The sequence below is a fragment of the Myxococcales bacterium genome (assembly GCA_016720545.1).
Lineage (GTDB): Bacteria > Myxococcota_A > Polyangia > Polyangiales > Polyangiaceae > JAAFHV01.
This window is the reverse complement of the sequence record JADKKK010000013.1, coordinates 69,311-89,032: the sequence shown is the minus strand read 5'-3', so window position 1 is coordinate 89,032 and position 19,722 is coordinate 69,311. Positions and strand designations below refer to the sequence as shown.

General features: G+C 70.5%; 22 protein-coding genes. 12 read left to right on the top strand and 10 right to left on the bottom strand.

What is annotated here, in order from left to right; all coding sequences use genetic code 11:
* Nucleotides 1-68: 68 nt before the first annotated feature.
* From IPQ09_21950 to IPQ09_21930, 5 genes are all read right to left on the bottom strand, one after another.
* Nucleotides 69-809, bottom strand: a complete 741-nt coding sequence (locus IPQ09_21950; GenBank protein ID MBL0196839.1) for a hypothetical protein — start codon at nt 807-809, stop codon at nt 69-71.
* A gap of 255 nt (nt 810-1,064) precedes the next feature.
* Nucleotides 1,065-2,255, bottom strand: a complete 1,191-nt coding sequence (locus IPQ09_21945; GenBank protein MBL0196838.1) for a hypothetical protein — start codon at nt 2,253-2,255, stop codon at nt 1,065-1,067.
* A 99-nt stretch (nt 2,256-2,354) separates the two neighbouring features.
* On the bottom strand, nt 2,355-2,663 hold the full coding sequence (locus IPQ09_21940; GenBank protein ID MBL0196837.1) for a hypothetical protein: 309 nt from the start codon (nt 2,661-2,663) through the stop codon (nt 2,355-2,357).
* Between the two features lie 18 nt (nt 2,664-2,681).
* Nucleotides 2,682-3,092: a hypothetical protein gene (locus tag IPQ09_21935; GenBank protein MBL0196836.1), complete on the bottom strand. Its 411-nt coding sequence runs from the start codon at nt 3,090-3,092 to the stop codon at nt 2,682-2,684.
* Between the two features lie 146 nt (nt 3,093-3,238).
* A complete protein-coding gene (locus IPQ09_21930; protein MBL0196835.1) occupies nt 3,239-4,006 on the bottom strand; it encodes an acetoacetate decarboxylase family protein in 768 nt (255 codons plus the stop codon).
* A gap of 219 nt (nt 4,007-4,225) precedes the next feature.
* On the opposite strand from IPQ09_21930, the gene IPQ09_21925 reads away from it, so the two are divergent.
* The 11 genes from IPQ09_21925 (at nt 4,226) to IPQ09_21875 (ending at nt 13,651) form a co-directional block, all read left to right on the top strand.
* Complete coding sequence (locus tag IPQ09_21925) at nt 4,226-5,029, top strand: hypothetical protein (protein ID MBL0196834.1); 804 nt, start codon at nt 4,226-4,228, stop codon at nt 5,027-5,029.
* Nucleotides 5,026-5,793 (top strand): hypothetical protein, encoded by a 768-nt coding sequence (locus tag IPQ09_21920; GenBank protein ID MBL0196833.1) that lies wholly within the window; start codon nt 5,026-5,028, stop codon nt 5,791-5,793. Before IPQ09_21925 ends, IPQ09_21920 begins: the two co-directional genes overlap by 4 nt.
* 400 nt (nt 5,794-6,193) lie before the next feature.
* Nucleotides 6,194-8,305 (top strand): elongation factor G, encoded by a 2,112-nt coding sequence (gene fusA / locus IPQ09_21915; GenBank protein ID MBL0196832.1) that lies wholly within the window; start codon nt 6,194-6,196, stop codon nt 8,303-8,305.
* Between the two features lie 54 nt (nt 8,306-8,359).
* Nucleotides 8,360-9,550 (top strand): elongation factor Tu, encoded by a 1,191-nt coding sequence (gene tuf, locus IPQ09_21910; protein ID MBL0196831.1) that lies wholly within the window; start codon nt 8,360-8,362, stop codon nt 9,548-9,550.
* Between the two features lie 2 nt (nt 9,551-9,552).
* Entirely contained in the window at nt 9,553-9,870 is a 318-nt protein-coding gene (gene rpsJ, locus IPQ09_21905) for a 30S ribosomal protein S10 (GenBank protein ID MBL0196830.1), read from the top strand.
* A gap of 15 nt (nt 9,871-9,885) precedes the next feature.
* Nucleotides 9,886-10,542, top strand: coding sequence for a 50S ribosomal protein L4 (gene rplD, locus IPQ09_21900; GenBank protein ID MBL0196829.1), 657 nt, complete (start codon nt 9,886-9,888; stop codon nt 10,540-10,542).
* Nucleotides 10,539-10,841 (top strand): 50S ribosomal protein L23, encoded by a 303-nt coding sequence (locus IPQ09_21895; GenBank protein MBL0196828.1) that lies wholly within the window; start codon nt 10,539-10,541, stop codon nt 10,839-10,841. The genes rplD and IPQ09_21895 overlap by 4 nt, the downstream gene beginning before the upstream one ends.
* Before the next feature lie 4 nt (nt 10,842-10,845).
* A complete protein-coding gene (gene rplB / locus IPQ09_21890) occupies nt 10,846-11,679 on the top strand; it encodes a 50S ribosomal protein L2 (protein ID MBL0196827.1) in 834 nt (277 codons plus the stop codon).
* A 3-nt stretch (nt 11,680-11,682) separates the two neighbouring features.
* Complete coding sequence (gene rpsS, locus IPQ09_21885) at nt 11,683-11,967, top strand: 30S ribosomal protein S19 (protein MBL0196826.1); 285 nt, start codon at nt 11,683-11,685, stop codon at nt 11,965-11,967.
* A gap of 126 nt (nt 11,968-12,093) precedes the next feature.
* A complete protein-coding gene (locus IPQ09_21880) occupies nt 12,094-12,726 on the top strand; it encodes a methyltransferase (GenBank protein ID MBL0196825.1) in 633 nt (210 codons plus the stop codon).
* Nucleotides 12,727-12,892: 166 nt separating this feature from the next.
* Nucleotides 12,893-13,651 (top strand): alpha/beta fold hydrolase, encoded by a 759-nt coding sequence (locus IPQ09_21875; GenBank protein MBL0196824.1) that lies wholly within the window; start codon nt 12,893-12,895, stop codon nt 13,649-13,651.
* Between the two features lie 20 nt (nt 13,652-13,671).
* On the opposite strand, the gene IPQ09_21870 is transcribed toward IPQ09_21875, so the two are convergent.
* The 3 genes from IPQ09_21870 to IPQ09_21860 form a co-directional block, all read right to left on the bottom strand.
* Nucleotides 13,672-14,232, bottom strand: coding sequence for a YaeQ family protein (locus tag IPQ09_21870; protein MBL0196823.1), 561 nt, complete (start codon nt 14,230-14,232; stop codon nt 13,672-13,674).
* A gap of 66 nt (nt 14,233-14,298) precedes the next feature.
* Nucleotides 14,299-15,693 carry a glucose-6-phosphate dehydrogenase gene (gene zwf, locus IPQ09_21865; protein ID MBL0196822.1) on the bottom strand — a complete coding sequence of 465 codons (1,395 nt, stop codon included), beginning with the start codon at nt 15,691-15,693 and terminating at the stop codon, nt 14,299-14,301.
* 231 nt (nt 15,694-15,924) lie between these two features.
* Nucleotides 15,925-16,983 carry an MBL fold metallo-hydrolase gene (locus tag IPQ09_21860; GenBank protein MBL0196821.1) on the bottom strand — a complete coding sequence of 353 codons (1,059 nt, stop codon included), beginning with the start codon at nt 16,981-16,983 and terminating at the stop codon, nt 15,925-15,927.
* A 194-nt stretch (nt 16,984-17,177) separates the two neighbouring features.
* On the opposite strand from IPQ09_21860, the gene IPQ09_21855 reads away from it, so the two are divergent.
* Nucleotides 17,178-17,570, top strand: a complete 393-nt coding sequence (locus IPQ09_21855; GenBank protein ID MBL0196820.1) for a hypothetical protein — start codon at nt 17,178-17,180, stop codon at nt 17,568-17,570.
* A 59-nt stretch (nt 17,571-17,629) separates the two neighbouring features.
* Here IPQ09_21855 and IPQ09_21850 read toward each other — a convergent pair whose 3' ends face one another.
* Both IPQ09_21850 and IPQ09_21845 read right to left on the bottom strand, forming a co-directional pair.
* Nucleotides 17,630-18,562, bottom strand: coding sequence for a diacylglycerol kinase family lipid kinase (locus tag IPQ09_21850; protein ID MBL0196819.1), 933 nt, complete (start codon nt 18,560-18,562; stop codon nt 17,630-17,632).
* Nucleotides 18,559-19,650: an NAD-dependent epimerase/dehydratase family protein gene (locus tag IPQ09_21845; GenBank protein MBL0196818.1), complete on the bottom strand. Its 1,092-nt coding sequence runs from the start codon at nt 19,648-19,650 to the stop codon at nt 18,559-18,561. The genes IPQ09_21850 and IPQ09_21845 overlap by 4 nt, the downstream gene beginning before the upstream one ends.
* Between the last annotated feature and the right edge of the window lie 72 nt (nt 19,651-19,722).

Genomic DNA, 19,722 nt, shown 5'->3' with positions numbered 1-19,722 from the left:
CCACGCGAGCGCTGGTCGCTCCCGGACGAGAGCCTGGAGGCCCATGGAGGCCGGTCCTCGTGACGGGCTCAGCGCCCGAGCGCGCCCGCCTCGCGCTCGAGCCGCTCCGCCTCACGAAAGAGGGCGGCGAGGACCGCCTTGCGCGGGACGAACGCGCGAGTCGCGACGTGCTCCCAGCGCCACGGAACGCGATCCGCGAGGACGGCCCCTCGGTAGGCCTGCGAGCTCACTCGGAGACCGGTGTACGCGCAGACCAGGTGCGCCCGGTCGTCTCCGCACTTCGCCGTCTCCACGTAGTGCCAAATGCCGCGTCGGCGCACGACGTAGCGACCCTCCGCGAGCGCCCGCACGTCCTGACTGCGTCGCTTCGGAGCGGGCGTGCGCCGCAGAAGATCGCTCTTCGGGCACACGAAGTAGCCCCGCCGATAGCGACCGAGCGGGCCCACGCCGCGGCGCAAGTGGCCATAGAGGACGCCCTCGACCGTGAAGACGTGGACGGCGACGTAGTCGAACACGTGGTCGCGAACGTGCTTCTTCACCGCGCTGCTCGGCGAGAGCTTCTCGGCCAGCTCCGAGTACACGAGCCGCCACGGGCGACCGACCTGGCGGTCGATCCAGCGGACGAGCGGCGAGAGGTTCTCGTTGAGCGCGCGCTCCGCGTACGCGCCGCCGAGCGCCTCCCCGCGCGGCGAGTCTTCGATGGGACGGGGCGCGAGCTTCGCGCGCGGGTAGGGGGGTGCGCGTCGCGAGCGGCACCCGCGGTAGGTGCGTGGGCGCTCGAGCAGCAGCTCGAACATGTCGGATCTCATGGGGTCTCCAGGGCGCGCGGGGTCGCGCGGTCGGCACGCTTCGGGGTCGTGGGCTCGGGTGGAGATAAGCGTGCACTCTGCACGTAGAGAGCCACGGCCCGCACGAGGTGCGAAGCGACGGAGCTATCGGCGGAGCGACGCGCGAGTGTCGGGTGGGGCGGTCGGGATGGGCATCGGCGTGTCTTGGACGACGCCCGTCTCCGATGATTCACTCGGCGCCAGTCAGGACGCGCCCGTGTGCGAATGCCCTGTTGGTTATTCGCTCGTCGCGCCCTGGAGAGCGACGAAGTACGGCGCGGTGTTGGTCGCTGGGAGCGACACGGTCACCGCGCTCTCGGGGGCGCTCGCGTTCAGGGGCACGGGCAGGTCGAACGCCGCCGTCGCGAAGGCCTTCTCTGCGCTGCTCGGGCGGTCGACCTTCGCGAACGGGACCTCGACGCCGGCCTGCGCGGTGGTGGCGCCGCCGCGCGCCACCGTCGCGATCCCGAGAGGGGCGGGCTCGACGGGCGCCGCGCCCCTGAGGAGGCGCAGGCGCAGCGTGAGCGTCTTCATTCCCCCGGGCACACGGAGCGCGAGGCGCTCGCCGCTTCGCACGATCCAGCACGTGGCCTTCTCGCAGCCATCCTCGGCGCGCCCACGCGTCGACGCCGCCGATCGCCACGCGGGCTCGTCGCGCTCGAAGTCGTAGGCTGCGGTCGCCGGGCCCACCTTGGCGAAGAGGCCCACGAGCCGCAGCTCCGAGCGATTCTTGCTGGGATCCGAGACTCCGACCGTGCCGCTGGGATCCGCGAGCGGCTCCCAGCTCGGTGTCCTCACGCCGACGCCCGCCACCCACGGCGTACCCGCGAGAGGGAGGAGATCGACCGTGGTGCCGGCGGGCTTCGCCGCGTCCGGGATGGCGAGATCGCGTTGGAAGACGGTCTCCGAGAAGCGCGCGACCGCCTGCTCCCACGGAGGGACGGGGGTGCCCGGGAGCCACGCGGGGGCGGTCGCATCCTTGCGAGCCGTGCCCGTGAGCGACTCGGGCGGGCCGTTCGCGCGCTTGCGCTCGACCCGCACGGTCGTCGGAGCGCCGCTCGCGTCGAGCGACACCGTGAGCGTCGTGGTCGTCGGTGTCGTGGTCACCTCGCCGTCCGTCGACGTGAGCGTGACCGCGCCGTCGCTCGGCACGGACGTGTTGCGGCGCACCACGCCGAGCGTCTGCGTCCACGCGACCACCTCCTTGTTCTCGTTGCGGACGAAATCGAGCCGCACCACCTCTTCGGCGCCCCCCGCCGTGGTGAGCGCGAGCTCGTAGCTCCCCAGGGCGGGTGAGCCCCCCGCGGGGGGAGCGGGCGCGGGGCCCGAAGAGTCCGAGCACGCGACGCTGAGCGCGGCGAGCGCGACGAGGGCGGCGAGCGAGGTCGCCGCTCGGGACGGGCGGGCGGAGGTGCGTCGCGGGTTCATGCGCCGGAGTCTGCCACGGGACGGGGGAAGGCGCTTCCGCCGGCGACCGGCAGGTCGTCTCGCCCCGCCTGTCCGCGATTCAACGCCTCGCGATCGGCGCTACGCGCGAGCGCGCCGCCGCGCGACGATGAGCCCCAACAGCGCCGCCAGGGCCGCGGGCGCGCCTCCCGGAGCCGAGTCGCCCACGACCTCGCACGCGCAGGCGCGGCGCGGTGGCACCGCGGGCACGGGGCGTGGCGCCGCGACGCTCGAGGGGCGCGGGGGGGCGAGCGTGACGTTGGTCTTGGTCGGCAGATCGGCGCGCGTCAGGATGGGCAGCGCGTTCGCGACGACGGGGAGCCCGAAGCGAATGGAGAGGTTGTCCCGGTCGATTTGGCCCTTCCCGGCGGAGTCCTCGGTCGCGACCACGAGCCGCCGACCGTCGGCCTAGAAGCACGCCTGACGAGGGGCCCTCTCGCCCGAAAGCTTCCGGAGCCCTGACGTTGCCCGATCGAACAGGGCCATTGAGCTGAGCAAGACGGTGTCCCCGTCGTCCGTGATCGCGAGCGGCGTCCCGGCGTCGGGCGGCAACGAGACCGAGGGACCGAGGAGCCCGCGGCGGAGGTCGCGCACGCGCAGTCCGCGGGCCGTCTCCATCACCGCGAAGGTGCCACTCGGAGAAGGCCGGCCGAAGTGGTGGGGATCGTCGAGCTGGGGCACCACCACCGTGGGGCTCGTGGGGTTCGCGCGGGCTGGAGTCGCCGCGAGCGTCATCACCGAGACCACGGCGAGCATCTGCGCCCGGCGCGTGACCGTTCTCGCGGTGGGGGGCGAGGCGCTTCGTTCGGGCTTGGACATCCCCGAATGCTACGGGGGTTTCCGACACGACGGATCGTATGGATTCGGGGCGGACACGCGCGGCGCATCGCCCGCGTCGACGCCGAGCACGCCCCGCGTGGCGCCGTTCGTGACGCCTGACAGCCCAGCTCGCGTCCGCGCTCGCGTCAGCGCGTCGCGCGCCCGAGGTCTCTGCCCGCGGGCAGCCTCGCGCGGAAGCCGTCGGTGCGAAACGCGGCGACGATGCGCGCGCGGTCGAGCCCGAGGCGCCGCGCGAGCTCGGTCGTCGGGCCGTCCGCGCGGAGCTCGAGGTGCGCGCCCCCGCCGAGGCCCCACTGCACGCGGTGGTCGACGTCGATCCGCGTGCGCAAGAGACGCCCCGCCTTTTCCGTGTAGGTTACAACCGGTTGCCCCGCGAGCGTCGGCCCCGAGGGCCCAGGCAGGCGCAGGGTGAGCTCGTCGCCGAGGCGCACCGAGGCCTCACCGGTCGTGAACGTGGTCTCCATGGAGGTCACGTATTTGGGGAATCCCCAGAGATCGACGCCGGCCACCCGCGCGGCCTCGGTCGTGACGGGCAGGGAGGCCACCCAGATGCCCTGGTCGTCTTGGGCGCCCATGTCGCGCGCCAGGGTCATGAGCGAGGGGCTCGCGCCGACCCGTCGACACTGGACGCCGAGCCCCAGCTCGCCGTACGCGCCCACGGTGCTGTCGCGGTACTCCCACACGTAGATCGCCGCGAACGCCCGCCCGAAGACCGGCCACGGCTCGACACCGCGCTCGCGCCCCACCACGTCGCGCGCGCGCGCGAGGTCGACGGCGAAGAACACTCCGAACTGCGAGGCGTCGCGGTACAGGATGGGCAGCTCGCAGGGGCCCGCGCTCGTGTCGTGCGGAGCGCGGTCGCAAGCGTCGAGGAAGGCGTCGGGGGCGGGCATGGGGCCATGGTCGCATCAGAGCGCAGCGCCCGCGCCGATAGCGTGGTGCGGCGGCGCGCGAAGCGTCGGCTGGGTTTCGAGATGCGCTCGTACGAGCTAAGGCGTGAATTCCCATCCACACAAGTGGTTGAACCAGTTTACCATGCCGACGGCGCGATCGCGCGATCCCGGCCGCGTTCCGCCGCGCTACCTTGGCCCGTGGGTTGCAGAAGGGGTCGCATGCTCAGCACCACGCTTCGCTCGCCTTCTTCGTCTCGCTCGCGCCCGCTGAAGGGCCTCGTCGGTCTCGCCGCGCTCGGCGTCGCCTGCTCGCTGTCGCCGCTCGCGCGCGCCGAGGAGCCCGCCGAGATGGCCGCCAAGCCCGCGCCGGCCGCCGCTCCCGTGCCTGCGCCCGCCGCTCCCGTGCCCTTCACCGCGCCCGCGCCGGTGGTCCAGACCGTCCCGTTCGGAGCCGCTGCGCCCGCGCCCGCGCCCGCGCCGCCGCGGCCGGCGTTCCCCACTCGGGCTGCTCCGTCGAGCGCGCCGCCCGAAGGGGAGGGGGAGGAGCGCCCGAAGCCGGGGCAGTGGTACGGCTACCAGACCCTCGCGGTCGACGCGGGCGCGCTCGCCCTCGTCGCGATCAGCATCCGCACCAAATCGGTCGAGCTCGCGATGGTGTCGGTGGGCACCAGCGTGTTCGGGCCGCCCATCGTCCACTTCGCGCATGGCGACGGGGTGAAGGGCTTCAGCGACTTCGGCCTCCGCGTGGGGCTCCCGGCCGGAGGTGTGCTCGTCGGCGCGGGGCTCGGGTGCATGTTTGGAGGGTGCTCCGCCACGCGCTTCGAGAGCATCGCGGAGGTCGGCGCCCTCGCGGGCGGGGCGTTGGGCGCCGCCACCGCCATGGTCCTCGATTGGGCGGTCCTCTCTCGGGAGCCGGGTCGGCCTCGCGGGCGGACGGACGCGCGCGCGTGGCCTGTGTCTCTCACGCCAAGCCTCGCGGTCAAGCCCGCGGGCGCCGATGTCTCGCTCGGGGGTGCGTTTTGAGCTCGCGCGCCCGCCTCGCGCTAGCCGCCGCCGCGCTCGGCGTCGCCTGCTCGCTGTCGCCGCTCGCGCGCGCCGAGGAGCCCGCCGAGGTGGCCGCCGAGCCCGCGCCCGCCGCGGCCGCGCCCGCCGCTCCCGTGCCCTTCACCGCGCCCGCGCCGGTGGTCCAGACCGTCCCGTTCGGAGCCGCTGCGCCCGCGCCCGTGCCCGCGCCCGTCTCGGCGCCCGCCACCCCCACGCGGGCTGCTCCGTCGAGCGCGCCGGCCGAAGGGGAGGGGGAGGAGCGCCCGAAGCCGGGGCAGTGGTACGGCTACCAGACCCTCGCCGTCGACGCGGGCGCGCTCGCCCTCGTCGCGATGAGCGTCCGCGCCGAGTCGGGGGAGGTGGCGCTGGCGGCCCTGGGCACGTACGTGATCGGGCCGCCCATCGTCCACTTCGCGCACGGCAACGTGGCGAAGGGCTTCGGCGACCTCGGCCTGCGCGTGGGGCTCCCGGTTGGAGGGGCGCTGGTCGGCGCGGGGCTCGGCTGCGTGCTCGGAGGGTGCGCGGGCGGCGACTTCGCGGGCCTCGCGGCGGCGTTCGGCGCCCTCGTGGGCGGGGCTTCGGGCGGCGTCACCGCCATGATCCTCGACTGGGCCCTCCTCTCTCGGGAGCCCGGTCGTCAGCCCCGCGAGCGGAAGGACGCGCGCAGGTGGCCCGTGTCGCTCACTCCCAGCCTCGCGGTCACGCCCACCGGCGGCGCGATGGGCGTCGGGGGCGTCTTCTGAGCGCGCTCGGCGAGGCACGCCCCCTTTCTGCTTGACTCTCCCGCGACCCTTGGTATCTAAGCGCCCCCGCCTCGCCCTCCATGGGCGAGCCGCAGTAGAGAGCCATCCCCAGGAAAATGCCGCACTTCACATAAGGATCGGGTTACCCCCACAGGCCCGCCGCTCGCTTCGCACCGTCGAAGACCTCGAGCCGCAGCCCACCGCTGGAAGCGGTACCCCGACACCCTCTCCGGGCTCACCGAGTCGCCCTACCACGCCGCCCAGCCGCCGCGTGGCCGCGACTCGGCCCTCCTCGAAAAAGCGAGGAGCACGGCCGGAGAGGGTTTCTTGCGTCCAACGTCCTTGTTTTCTCGCCTCGTCCACCCCTCGTCCTCAACCGCGCCCAACCAGGAGACCGAAAGTGCCCCGCGAATACTCGCTCGAACGCACCCGCAACATCGGCATCATGGCCCACATCGACGCGGGCAAGACGACGACCACGGAGCGCGTTCTCTACTACACGGGCGTCAACTACAAGATCGGTGAGGTCCACGAGGGCGCCGCGACCATGGACTACATGGTCCAGGAGCAAGAGCGCGGCATCACCATCACGTCGGCCGCGACCAACTGCTTCTGGGAGTGCAAAGAGGGCCCGCACGCGGGCGTCCGGCACCGCATCAACATCATCGACACCCCCGGGCACGTCGACTTCACCATCGAGGTGGAGCGCTCGCTCCGCGTCCTCGACGGCGCCGTCGCGGTCCTCGACGGCGGCAACGGCGTGGAGCCGCAGACCGAGACCGTGTGGCGTCAGGCCGACAAGTTCCGCGTGCCGCGCATCGTGTTCGTCAACAAGATGGACAAGCTCGGCGCCGACTTCGAGATGAACGTGCGCTCCATCCGCGAGCGCCTCGGCGTGGTCCCGGTCCCCATCCAGTACCCGGTGGGCGAGGAAGATCAGCACAAGGGCGTGGTCGACCTCATCAAGATGCAGGCGTGCATCTTCGACGAGGAGTCGCGCGGCCAGAAGTACTCGTGGGAGCCCATCCCGGCCGACCTCCAAGAGAAGTGCGCGCTGTACCGCGAGCAGATGATCGAGGTCTGCGCCGACGTCGACGACGACATCATGGCGCTCTTCCTCGAAGGGAAATCCGCCGAGGTCAGCGAGACGCAGATCGTCGCTGCGCTCCGCAAGGGCTGCACGTCGTTCAAGTTCTTCCCCGTCATCTGCGGCTCGGCGTTCAAGAACAAGGGCGTCCAGCTCATGCTCGACGCGGTCGTGAACTACCTCCCGTCGCCGCTCGACATCCCGGCCGTCAAGGGCATCAACCCCGACAACGACAAGGAAGAAGAGCGCAAGGCCGACGACAAGGAGCCCTTCGCGGGGTACGCCTTCAAGATCATCAACGACCCGCACGGGAACCTCACGTTCTTCCGGGTCTACTCCGGCACGCTCCACTCCGGCACGATGGTGCAGAACAGCACCCGCGGGAAGCGCGAGCGCATCGGCCGCATCCTGCGCATGCACGCCAACAAGCGCGAGGAGCTCACCGAGGCCGACGCCGGCAACATCTACGCGGCGGTGGGCCTGAAGGACACGCGCACCGGCGACACGCTCTGCGACGAGAAGCGCCCGATCATCCTCGAGCGCATGATCTTCCCGGAGCCGGTCATCAGCATCGCGATCGAGCCGAAGACCAAGAGCGACGTCGAGAAGCTCGGCATCGGCCTGCAGAAGCTCGCGGCCGAGGACCCCTCGTTCCGCATGCACACCGACGAGGAGTCGGGGCAGACCATCATCGCCGGCATGGGCGAGCTGCACCTCGACATCATCTGCGACCGCCTCAAGCGCGAGTTCAAGGTCGAGTCGAACATCGGCAAGCCCGAGGTCGCCTACCGCGAGGCCATCAGCAAGAAGGTCGCCTGCGAGTACAAGTACGCGAAGCAGTCCGGCGGGCGCGGCCAGTACGGCCACGTGCTCATGGAGATCGAGCCCGGCGAGCCCGGCACCGGCTACACCTTCGAGAACGCCATCGTCGGCGGCATCATCCCGAAGGAGTTCATCCCGGCCATCGAGAAGGGCGTCAAAGAGGCGATGGAGCGCGGCGTGCTCGCCGGCTACCCCATCATCGACATGAGGGCGCGCCTCTACGACGGCAGCTACCACGACGTGGACTCGAGCGCGCAGGCGTTCGAGGTCGCCGCGTCCCTGTGCTTCCAGGAGGGCGCCAAGCGCGCCGGGCTCCACCTCCTCGAGCCCATCATGAAGAACGAGGTCGTCGTCCCCGAGCAGTACATGGGCGACGTCATCGGCGACATCAACTCGCGCCGCGGGAAGATCCTCGGCATGGGCCAGCGCGGAAACGCGCAGGTGATCGACTCTGAGGTGCCCCTCGCGTCGATGTTCGGCTATGTCACCGACCTCCGCTCCATGAGCCAAGGGCGCGCGACCTCGTCGATGCACTTCGCGCACTACGCACCCGTTCCGGCCGCCGTCCAAGAGGCGGTCGTGGCCAAGGTCAGTGGCAGGTGAGTCGTTAGACTCAACTGCACGTAAGGATTCAGAAAAAGAGAATCGGAGAGAGTCATGGCGAAAGAGAAATTCAACCGCAGCAAGCCCCACGTGAACGTCGGCACGATCGGTCACATCGACCACGGCAAGACGACGCTGACCGCATCGCTCGTGAAGGTGCAGAGCAAGAAGGGCCTGGCGAAGGTCATCTCCTACGCGGACATCGCGAAGGGCGGCACGGTCCGCGACGCGACGAAGACCGTGACGATCGCGGCGTCGCACGTGGAGTACGAGTCGGCGACGCGCCACTACGCGCACGTCGACTGCCCCGGCCACGCGGACTACATCAAGAACATGATCACGGGCGCGGCGCAGATGGACGGGGCGATCCTCGTCGTGTCGGCGCTCGACTCGGTCATGCCGCAGACGCGCGAGCACGTGCTCCTGGCGCGCCAGGTGGGCCTGCAGCACATCGTGGTGGCGCTGAACAAGTGCGACGCGGTGGACGACCCCGAGCTTCTCGACCTGGTCGAGATGGAAGTGCGCGAGCTCCTGTCCAAGTACAAGTTCGACGGCGACAACGCGAAGATCGTGCGCGTGGCGGCGTTCCCGGCGCTGAACGGCGACCCGAAGTGGGAGCAGTCGATCACGGACCTGATCGCGGCGCTCGACTCGGACATCCCGGAGCCGGTTCGCGACATCGACAAGCCGTTCCTGATGGCGATCGAGGACGTGTTCTCGATCAAGGGCCGCGGCACGGTGGTGACCGGTCGCGTGGAGCGCGGCATCGTCAAGACGGGCGAAGACGTCGAGATCATCGGCTTCCGCGACACGCGCAAGACCACGGTGACGGGCGTGGAGATGTTCCGCAAGCTGCTCGACGAGGGCCGCGCGGGCGAGAACATCGGCGTGCTCCTCCGCGGCATCGAGCGCACGGACGTGGAGCGCGGGCAGATCCTGGCGAAGCCGGGCTCGGTCACGCCGCACAAGAAGTTCCTGGGCGAGGTGTACGTCCTCAAGAAGGAAGAGGGCGGCCGCCACACGCCGTTCTTCACGAACTACCGCCCGCAGTTCTACATGCGGACGACCGACGTGACCGGCACCTGCGAGCTCCCCGAGGGCACGAAGATGGTCATGCCCGGCGACAACATCACGATGACGATCTCGCTCATCGTCCCCGTGGGTCTCGAGGAGCAAATGCGCTTCGCGATCCGCGAGGGCGGGCGCACGGTCGGCGCCGGCATCGTCACCAAGATTCTGGAGTAATCATGGCCTCCACGACAACCATCCGTATCCGCCTTCGGGCCTTCGATCACCAGCTCCTCGACAAGTCGGCCACCGACATCGTCGAGACCGCGAAGCGCACGGGCGCCCGCGTCGCGGGGCCCATCCCGCTCCCCACCCACATCTCGCGCTACACGGTCCTCCGCGGACCGCACGTCGACAAGAAGTCGCGTGAGCAGTTCGAGATCCGAACCCACAAACGTCTGCTCGACATTCTCGACCCCACGCAGCAGACGTTGGACGCCCTGATGAAGCTCGATTTGTCCGCTGGGGTGGACGTCGAGATCAAGACGCCTCGCTGACGAGGGAGGTGAGCCATGGCAACCATCGACGTATTCAACATGAAGCGCGAAAAAGTCGGCGAGCTCGTGCTCTCCGACGAGGTCTTCGCGACCGAAGTCAAAGAACACCTCTTCTACGAGGTCGTGAAGGCGCAGCTCGCCTCGCGGCGCCAGGGCACCGCGGCGGCGAAGAACCGCTCGGCTGTCTCCGGCAGCACGAAGAAGATGTACAAGCAGAAGGGCACGGGCAACGCCCGCCACGGCTCGAAGCGCGCGCCGATCTACGTCGGCGGCGGTCGGGCCCACCCGCCGCGCCCGCGCGACTGGAGCTACAGGCCCCCGCAGAAGGTGCGAGTTGGCGCCCTCCGCTCGGCGCTCTCGAAGCTCCACAAGGAAGGCCGCCTGGTCGTGGTCGACGCGTTCGAGCTCGCCGAGGTGAAGACCAAGGGTGTGCTCAGCGCCCTCGCCACGCTGCAGACCGCGAAGAAGGCCCTCGTGGTCGACGCCGGCACGAACGAGAAGCTCAAGCTCTCGATCCGCAACGCGGCCGACCACCTCTTCCTGCCCCCCGAGGGCGTGAACGTCTACGACCTCCTCCGCCACGACACGCTCGTCGTCTCGAAGAGCGCGGCGAAGGCGCTCGAGGAGCGATGCCTCGGCAAGGGCAAAGCCACGAACGGCGGTGACAAATGAGCCTTTCCCCTGAGAACGTCATTCTTCGCCCGATCGCCCTCACCGAGAAGGCCTCGATGCTCCGCAACGCGAGCAACCAGGTCATCTTCGAGGTCGCGCGCAACGCGAACAAGGTGCAAATCCGCGACGCGGTGCAGACCCTGTTCAACGTCAAGGTCGAGTCCGTCAACACGCTGGTCATGCGCGGCAAGGACCGCCGCATGGGCCGCGGCTACGGCAAAATGCAGAACTGGAAGAAGGCCTTCGTGACGCTCAAGGCGGGCGACTCGATCGACTTCTACGCCGAGGCCTCGGAGTAAAGCGATGGGTATCAAAGCGTTCAAGCCGACGTCGCCCGCACGTCGCTACTACTCGGTCTCCGACTTCAAGGAGATCACCCCGGGCAAGAAGCCCGAGAAGAAGCTCCTCGAGCACCAGACCAGCTCGGGCGGTCGCAACGCGCACGGGCGGATCACCTCCCGCTTCCGCGGCGGTGGCCACAAGCAGCGCTACCGCATCCTCGACTGGAAGCGCGAGAAGATCGGCGTCCCCGCGAAGGTCGCCTCGATCGAGTACGACCCCAACCGCACGGCGCGCATCGCGCTGCTCCACTACGCCGACGGCGAGAAGAGCTACATCCTCGCGCCGGACGGCCTGAAGGAGGGCGACTCGGTCGTCTCCAGCCGCAACGCGGACATCAAGCCCGGCAACTCCATGCCGCTCCGCTTCATCCCCCTCGGCACCACGATTCACAACATCGAGATGCGCAAGGGCAAGGGCGGGCAGCTCGTTCGCTCGGCGGGCGCCGCGTGCGTCCTCATGGCGAAAGACGGCCTGTACGCGCAGATCCGCCTCCCCTCGGGCGAGATTCGCCTCATCAACCAAGACTGCCGGGCCACCATTGGCCAGGTGTCGAACGCCGATCACGCGAACATCAGCCTCGGCAAGGCCGGTCGCTCGCGCTGGCTCGGTCGCCGCCCGCACAACCGCGGCGTCACCATGAACCCGGTCGACCACCCGATGGGCGGCGGCGAGGGTCGCACCTCGGGCGGGCGCCAGCCGTGCTCGCCGTGGGGTCAGCTCTCCAAGGGTCTCAAGACCCGCAACAACAAGCGCACGGACAACATGATCGTCAAGCGCCGGGGCCAGAAGGGTTAAGTCATGCCGCGTTCAGTCAAGAAGGGCGCCTTCGTCGACGGTCACCTCGCCGAGAAGATCGCCGCCGCCTCCGCCGCTCAGTCGAAGAAGGTCATCAAGACCTGGTCTCGGCGCAGCACCATCACCCCCGACTCGATCGGCCTCACGTTCGCGGTCCACAACGGGCGCAAGTTCGTTCCCGTGTTCGTCACCGAGAACATGGTCGGTCACAAGCTCGGGGAGTTCGCCCCCACGCGCACGTTCCACGGTCACTCCGGGGACAAGAAGGCCAAGGTCAAGGGGCGCTGAGCCCGCTGGCCCCACGCCGCTCGCCGGCGCGGCACACCCGACACCCGCGGAGCGCTCCGCGGGTGTCTTCATTTTGTCGCCCTCCGCGGAGGTCCCGTGCACGCTGATCCCTCTAGCCGCGCGCGCCTGCGCCCTGGCGCGCGCGCGAACTTCCCGGACGACACCCTCTTTCATCGCGTCGCGCGCCTTGTCTGCGACGCCGGCTGCCTACCTCGCAAGGAGCTCTACGAGGCGTGGGAGGTCGCGCGTCGCGCGCGCCGGTGCTGGCGCGGAGGTCGCGTCGTCGACCTCGCGTGCGGCCACGGGCTCCTCGCGATGCTGATGTTGGTCCTCGACGACACCTCGAAGCTGGCGCTCGCCGTCGACCGCAGGTTGCCTCCGAGCGCCTCGAAGCTCCGGGCGGCGTTCTGCGGCGCGTGGCCGCGCCTCTTGGGGCGCGTCGAGCTCGCGGAAGGGGACCTCGGCGCCGTCACGCTCGCGCCCAGCGACGTGGTCGTGTCGGCTCACGCGTGCGGAGCCCTGACCGACCGGGTGCTCGAGGCCGCGCTCGGAGCGCGCGCGCGCGTCGCCGTGCTGCCGTGCTGCCACGACGCCTCGGTGTGCGACACGGGGAGCCTCGAGGGCTGGCTGGAGCCCGGTCTCGCCATCGACGTGACGCGCGCGGCGCGCCTCACGGCGGCGGGCTACCGCGTGCGGACGCAGCGAATCCCGCCCGCGATCACACCCAAGAATCGCCTGCTCCTCGCCGAGCCCCGGTGACGCTGCCCGCGCCACCCGCGGCGGACGAGACCTCCCGTTCGGCGGGGACGTCGGCGAGGTCCGCAAATGTGAAAACAGCCGTTCGCGAACGCGCTCGGTTGGTCTATCCTTTCGGGGCTTCCGTCCCCCGAGCTCAACCCTGCATGCCCCCCACCGCACCACCGAAATGACCTCGACGCGGCCTGAGGTGAACCGTCCCGCGCTCTTGTTCGTGCACGGGTTTTCACTGGACCACCGCATGTGGCGCCGGCAGGTGGAGGCACTGCACCCCGAGTACAGGGTCATCACCGTCGACCTGCCCGGCTTCGGCCCGCAGGCGCGTGACTGTGGCCTCGTCTCGCCGGCAGAGCAGGTCGAGCGCGCGCTCGACCGGGCGGGCGTGATGACCGCTCACCTCATCGGCCACTCCATCGGCGCCGCCGTGGCGGTCGATTTCGCCTTCTTGCACCCGCGACGGGTCGCCTCGCTCACCCTCGCGGGGCCGCTCATGCTGGGCCGGCGCACCGGCATCGAGGCGTGGGGCCGCTGCGTGAGCCTCGCCAACGAAGGCGACGTGCACACCGCGCTCGACGTGTGGCTGGACGACCCGCTCTACGATGGGCTGCGCCGCCACGACGACCTCTTCGAGGAAGTACGCAACATCGTTCTCGATTACGGCGCCGCGCACTGGCTCGGGCGGGTGACCAACCGGTGGTCGGATCCCGACCCGTTCCCGCGCCTCGAGGAGCTGCACCACCCCACGCTCGTGGTCGCCGGCTCGCTGGAGATCCCGAGCTTCAAGACCATGGCGGACGCGTACGCGAAGGGGCTCCCCTCGGCCCGCCGCGAGGAGGTCCACGACGTGGGCCACCTCGTGAACATCGAGGCCGCAGAGGCCTTCAACGACCACCTGCGCGACTTCGTGCGGGGTGTCGAGAAGACCTGAGTCGCGCGCGCGACGCTGCCCTAGCGCGCGAGGTCTGCGGGCGTGAGCGTCGCGAGGGTCACCGAACCCTCCACCGTCGCGCTCCCGACGGTCGCGTAGAGTTGGCCGTCTGTGCGCACGAGCTCGAGCCGCGTGTTCCTGCCGACGTGCGGCTCGAGCGCCCCGAGGAACGCGGGCGGGAGCAACCAGAAGGCGATTTGTTCGAGCTTGTGCACGGGCCGCGAGCCCACCTCGCGCAGGAGCGCCGCGCGGTCTTGGTGGGTGAACACGGTCACGCGCCGGGCGGCCTTGGTGGCCTTGTGGAGCCGCTCCGCGGACGGCGCCCCCACGTCGATCCAAGCGACGAGGGCGCCGGTGAGATCACGGACCGCGACCGCCGGCTCCTCGGGATCGGAGAGGCCGCCCTTGCTGAACGCGATGCCCTCCTCGAACGAGAGCGCGTACGCGAGCACGCGCGTCAGCATGTAGCGAGCGCTCTCGGAGGGGTGTCGAGCGACGCGCAGGTCGAGCTCCTCGTAGACCCCGCGATCGACGTCGGAGAGCGTCACCTGGAGGTGGACCATCGTCGCGGTGAGAGCCATGCGCGGGCGATGGTGCACGCCCGGCGGCGTCGCGGCAAGGGCCCGTGCGCCGGCGAGACGATGAGCTCAGAGGGTGGGCGTGTTCCAGCCGCCGATGTCGGTCACGAGGCGATCGGCGTCCGGTGGGCCCCACGAGCCGGGCTCGTAGGTGTGCACGGCCGCGCTGCTCGACACGATCGGATCGACGATGCTCCACGCGATCTCCACGACGTCCTGCCGCGCGAAGAGCGTCGCGTCGCCGGCCATGGCGTCGCCGAGGAGGCGCTCGTAGGCGTCCATGCGCCCGTCGCTGCCCTGCGCCGCCTCCTCGACCACGGAGAGCTCGATGGGCGCGCCTACCATGCGCTCGCCGTGCTGCTTGCGCCGCGCGCCGAGGGCGATGGTCACTTTCGGGCTGAGCCGGAAGCGGAGGTAGTTGCCCATGGTGGGCGCGGCCTCTTTGAAGACGACCTGGGGCGGGTTCTTGAACTCGACCATGACCTCGGCGCACGACATCGCCATGTTCTTGCCCGCGCGTACGCAGAAGGGCACGCCCTCCCAGCGCCACGAGTCGACGTGCATGCGTAGCGCGGCGTAGGTGGGCACGGGCGAGTCGGCGGCGACGCCGGCCTCGTCGCGGTAGCCACGGAACTGGCCGAGGACCATGTTGTCCTCGCTCATCGGGCGAATCGTGCGGAGCACCTTCGCCTGCTCGTCGCGGATGGCCTCCGGGTAGGTGCTGCTCGGGGCCTCCATGGCGAGGTAGCTCACCACCTGGAGCAGGTGGTTCTGGATGACGTCGCGGATGACGCCGGTCTCCTCGTAGAACTTCCCGCGCCCCTTCACGCCGAACGATTCGGCCATTGTGATCTGCACGTTCTCGACGTGGTGCCTATTCAAAATGGGCTCGAGGAACGCGTTCGCGAAGCGGAAATACAGGATGTTCTGCACCGCCTCCTTCCCGAGATAGTGGTCGATACGGAAGATGCTCGACTCCGGAAAGGCGGCGTGGAGCGTGGCGTTCAGCGCCCGCGCGGTCTCCACGTCACGGCCGAAGGGCTTCTCCACTACGACGCGCGCGTTGGCCGTGCAGTTTGCTGCGGCGAGCTGCTGGACGACCGTGGGGAACATGCTCGGCGGAATGGCGAGGTAGTGGAGCGGCCGCTGGGCGTTCGCGAGCTGCGTGCGAATGTGCGCGAAGGTCGCGGGGTCGTGGTAGTCGCCGTCGACGTAGCGGATGTGCGAAGCCAGGCGCGCGAACGCGGCCTCGTCCATCGCCCCGCTGGCCTCGATGCTCGCGCGGGCTCGCCCTATCAGCTGCTCGCGGGTCCAGCCCGCGCGCGCGACGCCCACGACCGGCACGTCGAGCCTGTCGCGCTTCACCAGCGAGAGCAGCGCCGGGAAGATCTTCTTGTAGGCGAGATCGCCTGTGGCGCCGAAGAAGACGAACGCGTCGGAGAGCGAGGTGTCGGGGCGGGTCATCGGCTCAGCATACCGAGTCTCCTCCCGACGGGGGTCGCGATAACGTCGACTCGGGTTGGCGCGAAGGAGACTCCCGCGGACCGCCCGCGTGATCGCGAGCAGCGGATCGGTGTTCACGTCGGCTCGGCGGCGCGATCCCACAGCCCCGGTCGAACTGCGTGTTCGGCTTCGAACCGGTGGGCCAGGCGGGTTCGCGCCCGTCGCGCCAGCGCAACGCCGGGTCCAGGCAGATCAAGCCACGGGGTACCCGAGGCCGTGCCAGCGGATCATCCCCCCGTCGAGGTTGGCGACCTGGGTGAAGCCCGCGCCCTCGAGGATGAGCGCCGCTTGCGCCGAGCGCCCGCCGGATCGACAGATCGTGACGATCGGTCGGCTCCTCGGCACCTCCGCCACGCGACCCCGCAGCTGACCGAGCGGCAGCAGCTCGGCGCCGGCGAGGTGCCCGAGCTCGCCGCTGAACTCCGCCGGTTCGCGGACGTCGAGCAGGAGCGCGGCCGCGAGGTGCTCCGCGAGCCACTCGGCGGAGATCTGCGGCACCCCCGCGAAGCTCCGCACGACGGGCGCCCAGGCGGGCGCGTCGGGGAGGTCGGTCTCGCTCGTTGGGCGTCCGCAGCGCAGGTTGGCGGGCACAGCGACGTCGAGCTGCTTGGGGTGGGCGAGCCCGAGGTTGTCCATGTACCCGACGAAGTCTTCGAGCGAGCGAGCGCCGCCGAGGCGCGGGTTGTGGCGCCGCTCCTCCCACACACTCGACGAGGTGCGCCCTTGGTAGTCGTGGCCCGGATAGACGAGGCAGGTCTCCGGCAGGCTGAAAATGCGCGCTTGCACCGAGCGGTAGAGCTGGGCCGCGTCGCCCTGCTGGAAGTCGGTGCGGCCGGCCCCGCGAATGAGCAGGGCGTCGCCGGTGAAGGCCATCGTCTGGTCCCGCGAGACGTAGGTCACGCAGCCGTTCGTGTGCCCCGGCGTGGCCCGTACGGTGAGCGACTCGCCGCCGAACGAGATCACGTCCCCGTCGCGCACGGGCAGGTCCACGCCCTCGGCGCCGCCTGCCGCGGCCACCACGATCGCGCTGCCGAGGTGCTGTTTGAAGCGCCACGCGGACGTCACGTGGTCGGCGTGAACGTGCGTCTCGAGGGTGTGCGTGAGCCGCAGCTCGAGCTCCGCCAGGAGCGCGGCGTCGCGCCCATGTTGCTCGAACACGGGATCGATCAGCACCGCTTCGCGGGTGGTCTCGTCTGCGAGGAGGTACGTGTAGGTCGACGAGCGTGGATCGAGGAGCTGGCGGAAGAGCATCGCGGTCGAGCTTACCGCGCGCGCGGGTTCGGGGTCGACGACGGCTCGTCCTCGTGCCGTACCACCCTCGAGGTGGTGCATTCGTAAAGCACTGCAAAGCGCCGCATCGAGCCGAGCGGTGGCGCGTCTGACCCCACGAGACCGAAACGCCACCCGGCGCCGTCACGCGGCACCCCACACCGAGGTAAACGACCATGAAGCGCTCCATTTTTGCTCTCCTCCTCGCCGTCCCCGTCCTCACCTTCTCGCTCGTTGCCGGCGCGGCGGAGCGGACCCCTGCCCACCCGAAGATGCAGTTCCCGGTCGCCGCCTCCACGTTCCAGAGCCACCACGACGCTCGCGTCGCGAAGATGCGGACGAAGCTCGAGGCGCGGATCGTGGAGAAGAAGCTCGACGCGAAGAAGGCCGCGTCGGTTCGGGCGCGGTTCGAGGCGCGCGTCGTGAAGGTGCAAGCCGCGATCGCCCGGGCCACGGCCGACGGCACGGTGACCCAGGCCGAGGCCGACGAGATTCGGGCCGCCCGGCGCGAAGGCCGCCACGGAGGCGGGCGCTCCCAGGCGCGCCGCGCCGGCGCCCCGAAGCGCTGAGAGTGGGCCCGGCGAGGCGGTCGGCGCGCGCCGCGCGACCTAGGTTCTAACGACTGCGGCTAACGTCCTCGGAGCGCGAGCGCTCCGGGGACGAGCTTGACGGTGATCGGGAGCCCCCCCAGGGGCTCGCCGTCCAGATCGATCAGGAACTGAGCGCGCGCGTCCGGGTTCTCGAGCGCGAGCTCGAAGGTGTCCCCGGTCATGTGGACGGTGCTTGGGTCCTTCATGTGGCCGCCGTCGTAGATGCGCTTCGAGGTGAGCGCGAAGCCCACCTTCGACGTGTTCCCCAGGGCGACCAGCTCGAACACGCCGTCGTCGAGCTCGGCCATCGGCGCCACCATCATGCTCGAGCCGAAGTAGCGGCCGTTGCAGATGGCGAGCATGAGGGTCTCCACGGTGCGCTCCGTGGTCACGCCGCCGCGGGTGACCTTGCAGCGCACCCGGCCCACCTTCGCGTTGACGAGGGCGCGCAGCGACGCGCCGAAGTACGCCGCGGTGCCGCCGAGGGCGCGCGACGCGTCGGCGACGTAGCGATCGACGAGGCCGCCCATGCCCACCGAGAGGATGTTCACGAAGTATCGGGTCTTGTCCCCTTCGTGCGTGAGGAGCCCCACGTCGATGCGCCGCGTGGCCCCTTCGCTGAGGGCGTCGAGGTAGACGTCGAGTCGATGCTCGAGGCCGAGCGTGCGCCGGAAGTCCCCGCCAGTGCCCTGCGCGATGAGCCCGAGCTCGGGCTCGGCGCCCTGCGCCTTGGCCAACATGAGGCCGTTCACGACCTCGTTGAACGTGCCGTCGCCGCCCACCGCGACGACCAGCGCCGCGCCGCCGAGCGCCGCGTCGCGCGCGAGCTCGATCGCGTGACCCACGCGCGCCGTCTCGCGCACCTCGCACGGGCCGAGGCGCCGCTCGATCGTCTCGCGCATCGCGCCGAACGTCTTGCCGGTCTTTCCCCCGCCCGACGACGGGTTGACCACGAGCACCGGCTTGGTCACGGGCGGTCCTCGTCGCGCTCGCCCGCGAAGGCGCCGCGCGCCAGCCGCTCGATGTTGCCCAAGGTGCTCTTGCGGACGAAGTTGGGCTCGGGCCACACCACGCCGCGCTCCTGCAGATCGCGCACGGTGTCGGTCAGCGTCACGATGGGATCGCGCGGGAACCACCCGAGCTCGGCCTCCGCGAGCGAGGCGTCGAGGTACCAGTAGAACTGCGCCATGTCGAAGCTCACCGGATCGACCGGGAGGCTCACCCCGAGGCGCCCGAGGAGCTTCTCCGCGAGCGACGTGCCGACCTTGGCGAAGCCCGGGGCGCGCGGCAAGGGGAGCGAGGGCGCGGGCACGCCGGAGATGCGCTCGAGCCGCGCGAAGAATTCGCGAAGCGTGACGTTGCTCGCGCCGAGCAGGTACCGCGCGCCGGGTCGGCCGCGCTCCATCGCGAGCACCATGCCGAGCGCGGCGTCGCGCACGTCGACGTACGAGAGGCCGCCCGGGGGCACCGCGGGGATGCGACGCTCGAGGAACAGACGCACGTCCTCCGTCGACGAGCCGCGCAGATCACCAGGACCGAGGAGCAGCGTCGGGTTGACGCTCATTACCTCGAAATCATTGGAATTTCTCTCGAGTGCCGCGCGCTCGGCGAAGAGCTTGGAGCGGTAGTAGGGCCACCGGTTCAAGAGGCCGATCGGGGCCTCGTCGGCCTCGGTCGACACGCGGTCCTCGTCGTCGGAGACCGCGACCGTGCCGCTCGTGGAGGCCACGATGGCTCGCCGAACACCGGCCGCCCTGCACGCGTCGAGGGTGGTCTTCGTGCCCTCCACGTGGAGCCGGTGGAGCGCCTCGGCGTCGCCGGGGTCGCGCGAGACGCGGCCGGCGGCGTGGTAGACGCCCTCGCAACCTTCGGCGGCGCGACGCACGCTCTCGGCGTCGAGCACGTCGCCGCGGGCCACCGTGGCGGTGCGTCCGGCCACCGCGAGGCGGGGGCTCTCGTCGCGGCAGAGCGCGACGACGTCATCGCCTCGTTCGAGCAGGTTCGCGACGAGGTGTGCGCCGAGGAAGCCGGTCGCTCCAGTGACGAGTACGCGGGTCATGTCAGCTCCTGAGGCGCGATGCGGTGAGCGGCGGTGAGCGGCGGTGCGAGCGGATGGAAAGCGGATGAGGCG

What these genes read in the sequence shown, in the direction of transcription:
- IPQ09_21950 (MBL0196839.1), bottom strand. Translation starts at nt 809, where the DNA reads ATGAGATCCGACATGTTCGAGCTGCTGCTCGAGCGCCCACGCACCTAC.
- IPQ09_21945 (MBL0196838.1), bottom strand. Translation starts at nt 2,255, where the DNA reads ATGAACCCGCGACGCACCTCCGCCCGCCCGTCCCGAGCGGCGACCTCG.
- IPQ09_21935 (MBL0196836.1), bottom strand. Translation starts at nt 3,092, where the DNA reads ATGTCCAAGCCCGAACGAAGCGCCTCGCCCCCCACCGCGAGAACGGTC.
- IPQ09_21930 (MBL0196835.1), bottom strand. Translation starts at nt 4,006, where the DNA reads ATGCCCGCCCCCGACGCCTTCCTCGACGCTTGCGACCGCGCTCCGCAC.
- IPQ09_21925 (MBL0196834.1), top strand. Translation starts at nt 4,226, where the DNA reads ATGCTCAGCACCACGCTTCGCTCGCCTTCTTCGTCTCGCTCGCGCCCG.
- tuf (MBL0196831.1), top strand. Translation starts at nt 8,360, where the DNA reads ATGGCGAAAGAGAAATTCAACCGCAGCAAGCCCCACGTGAACGTCGGC.
- rpsJ (MBL0196830.1), top strand. Translation starts at nt 9,553, where the DNA reads ATGGCCTCCACGACAACCATCCGTATCCGCCTTCGGGCCTTCGATCAC.
- rplD (MBL0196829.1), top strand. Translation starts at nt 9,886, where the DNA reads ATGGCAACCATCGACGTATTCAACATGAAGCGCGAAAAAGTCGGCGAG.
- IPQ09_21895 (MBL0196828.1), top strand. Translation starts at nt 10,539, where the DNA reads ATGAGCCTTTCCCCTGAGAACGTCATTCTTCGCCCGATCGCCCTCACC.
- rplB (MBL0196827.1), top strand. Translation starts at nt 10,846, where the DNA reads ATGGGTATCAAAGCGTTCAAGCCGACGTCGCCCGCACGTCGCTACTAC.
- rpsS (MBL0196826.1), top strand. Translation starts at nt 11,683, where the DNA reads ATGCCGCGTTCAGTCAAGAAGGGCGCCTTCGTCGACGGTCACCTCGCC.
- IPQ09_21875 (MBL0196824.1), top strand. Translation starts at nt 12,893, where the DNA reads ATGACCTCGACGCGGCCTGAGGTGAACCGTCCCGCGCTCTTGTTCGTG.
- IPQ09_21870 (MBL0196823.1), bottom strand. Translation starts at nt 14,232, where the DNA reads ATGGCTCTCACCGCGACGATGGTCCACCTCCAGGTGACGCTCTCCGAC.
- zwf (MBL0196822.1), bottom strand. Translation starts at nt 15,693, where the DNA reads ATGACCCGCCCCGACACCTCGCTCTCCGACGCGTTCGTCTTCTTCGGC.
- IPQ09_21860 (MBL0196821.1), bottom strand. Translation starts at nt 16,983, where the DNA reads ATGCTCTTCCGCCAGCTCCTCGATCCACGCTCGTCGACCTACACGTAC.
- IPQ09_21855 (MBL0196820.1), top strand. Translation starts at nt 17,178, where the DNA reads ATGAAGCGCTCCATTTTTGCTCTCCTCCTCGCCGTCCCCGTCCTCACC.
- IPQ09_21845 (MBL0196818.1), bottom strand. Translation starts at nt 19,650, where the DNA reads ATGACCCGCGTACTCGTCACTGGAGCGACCGGCTTCCTCGGCGCACAC.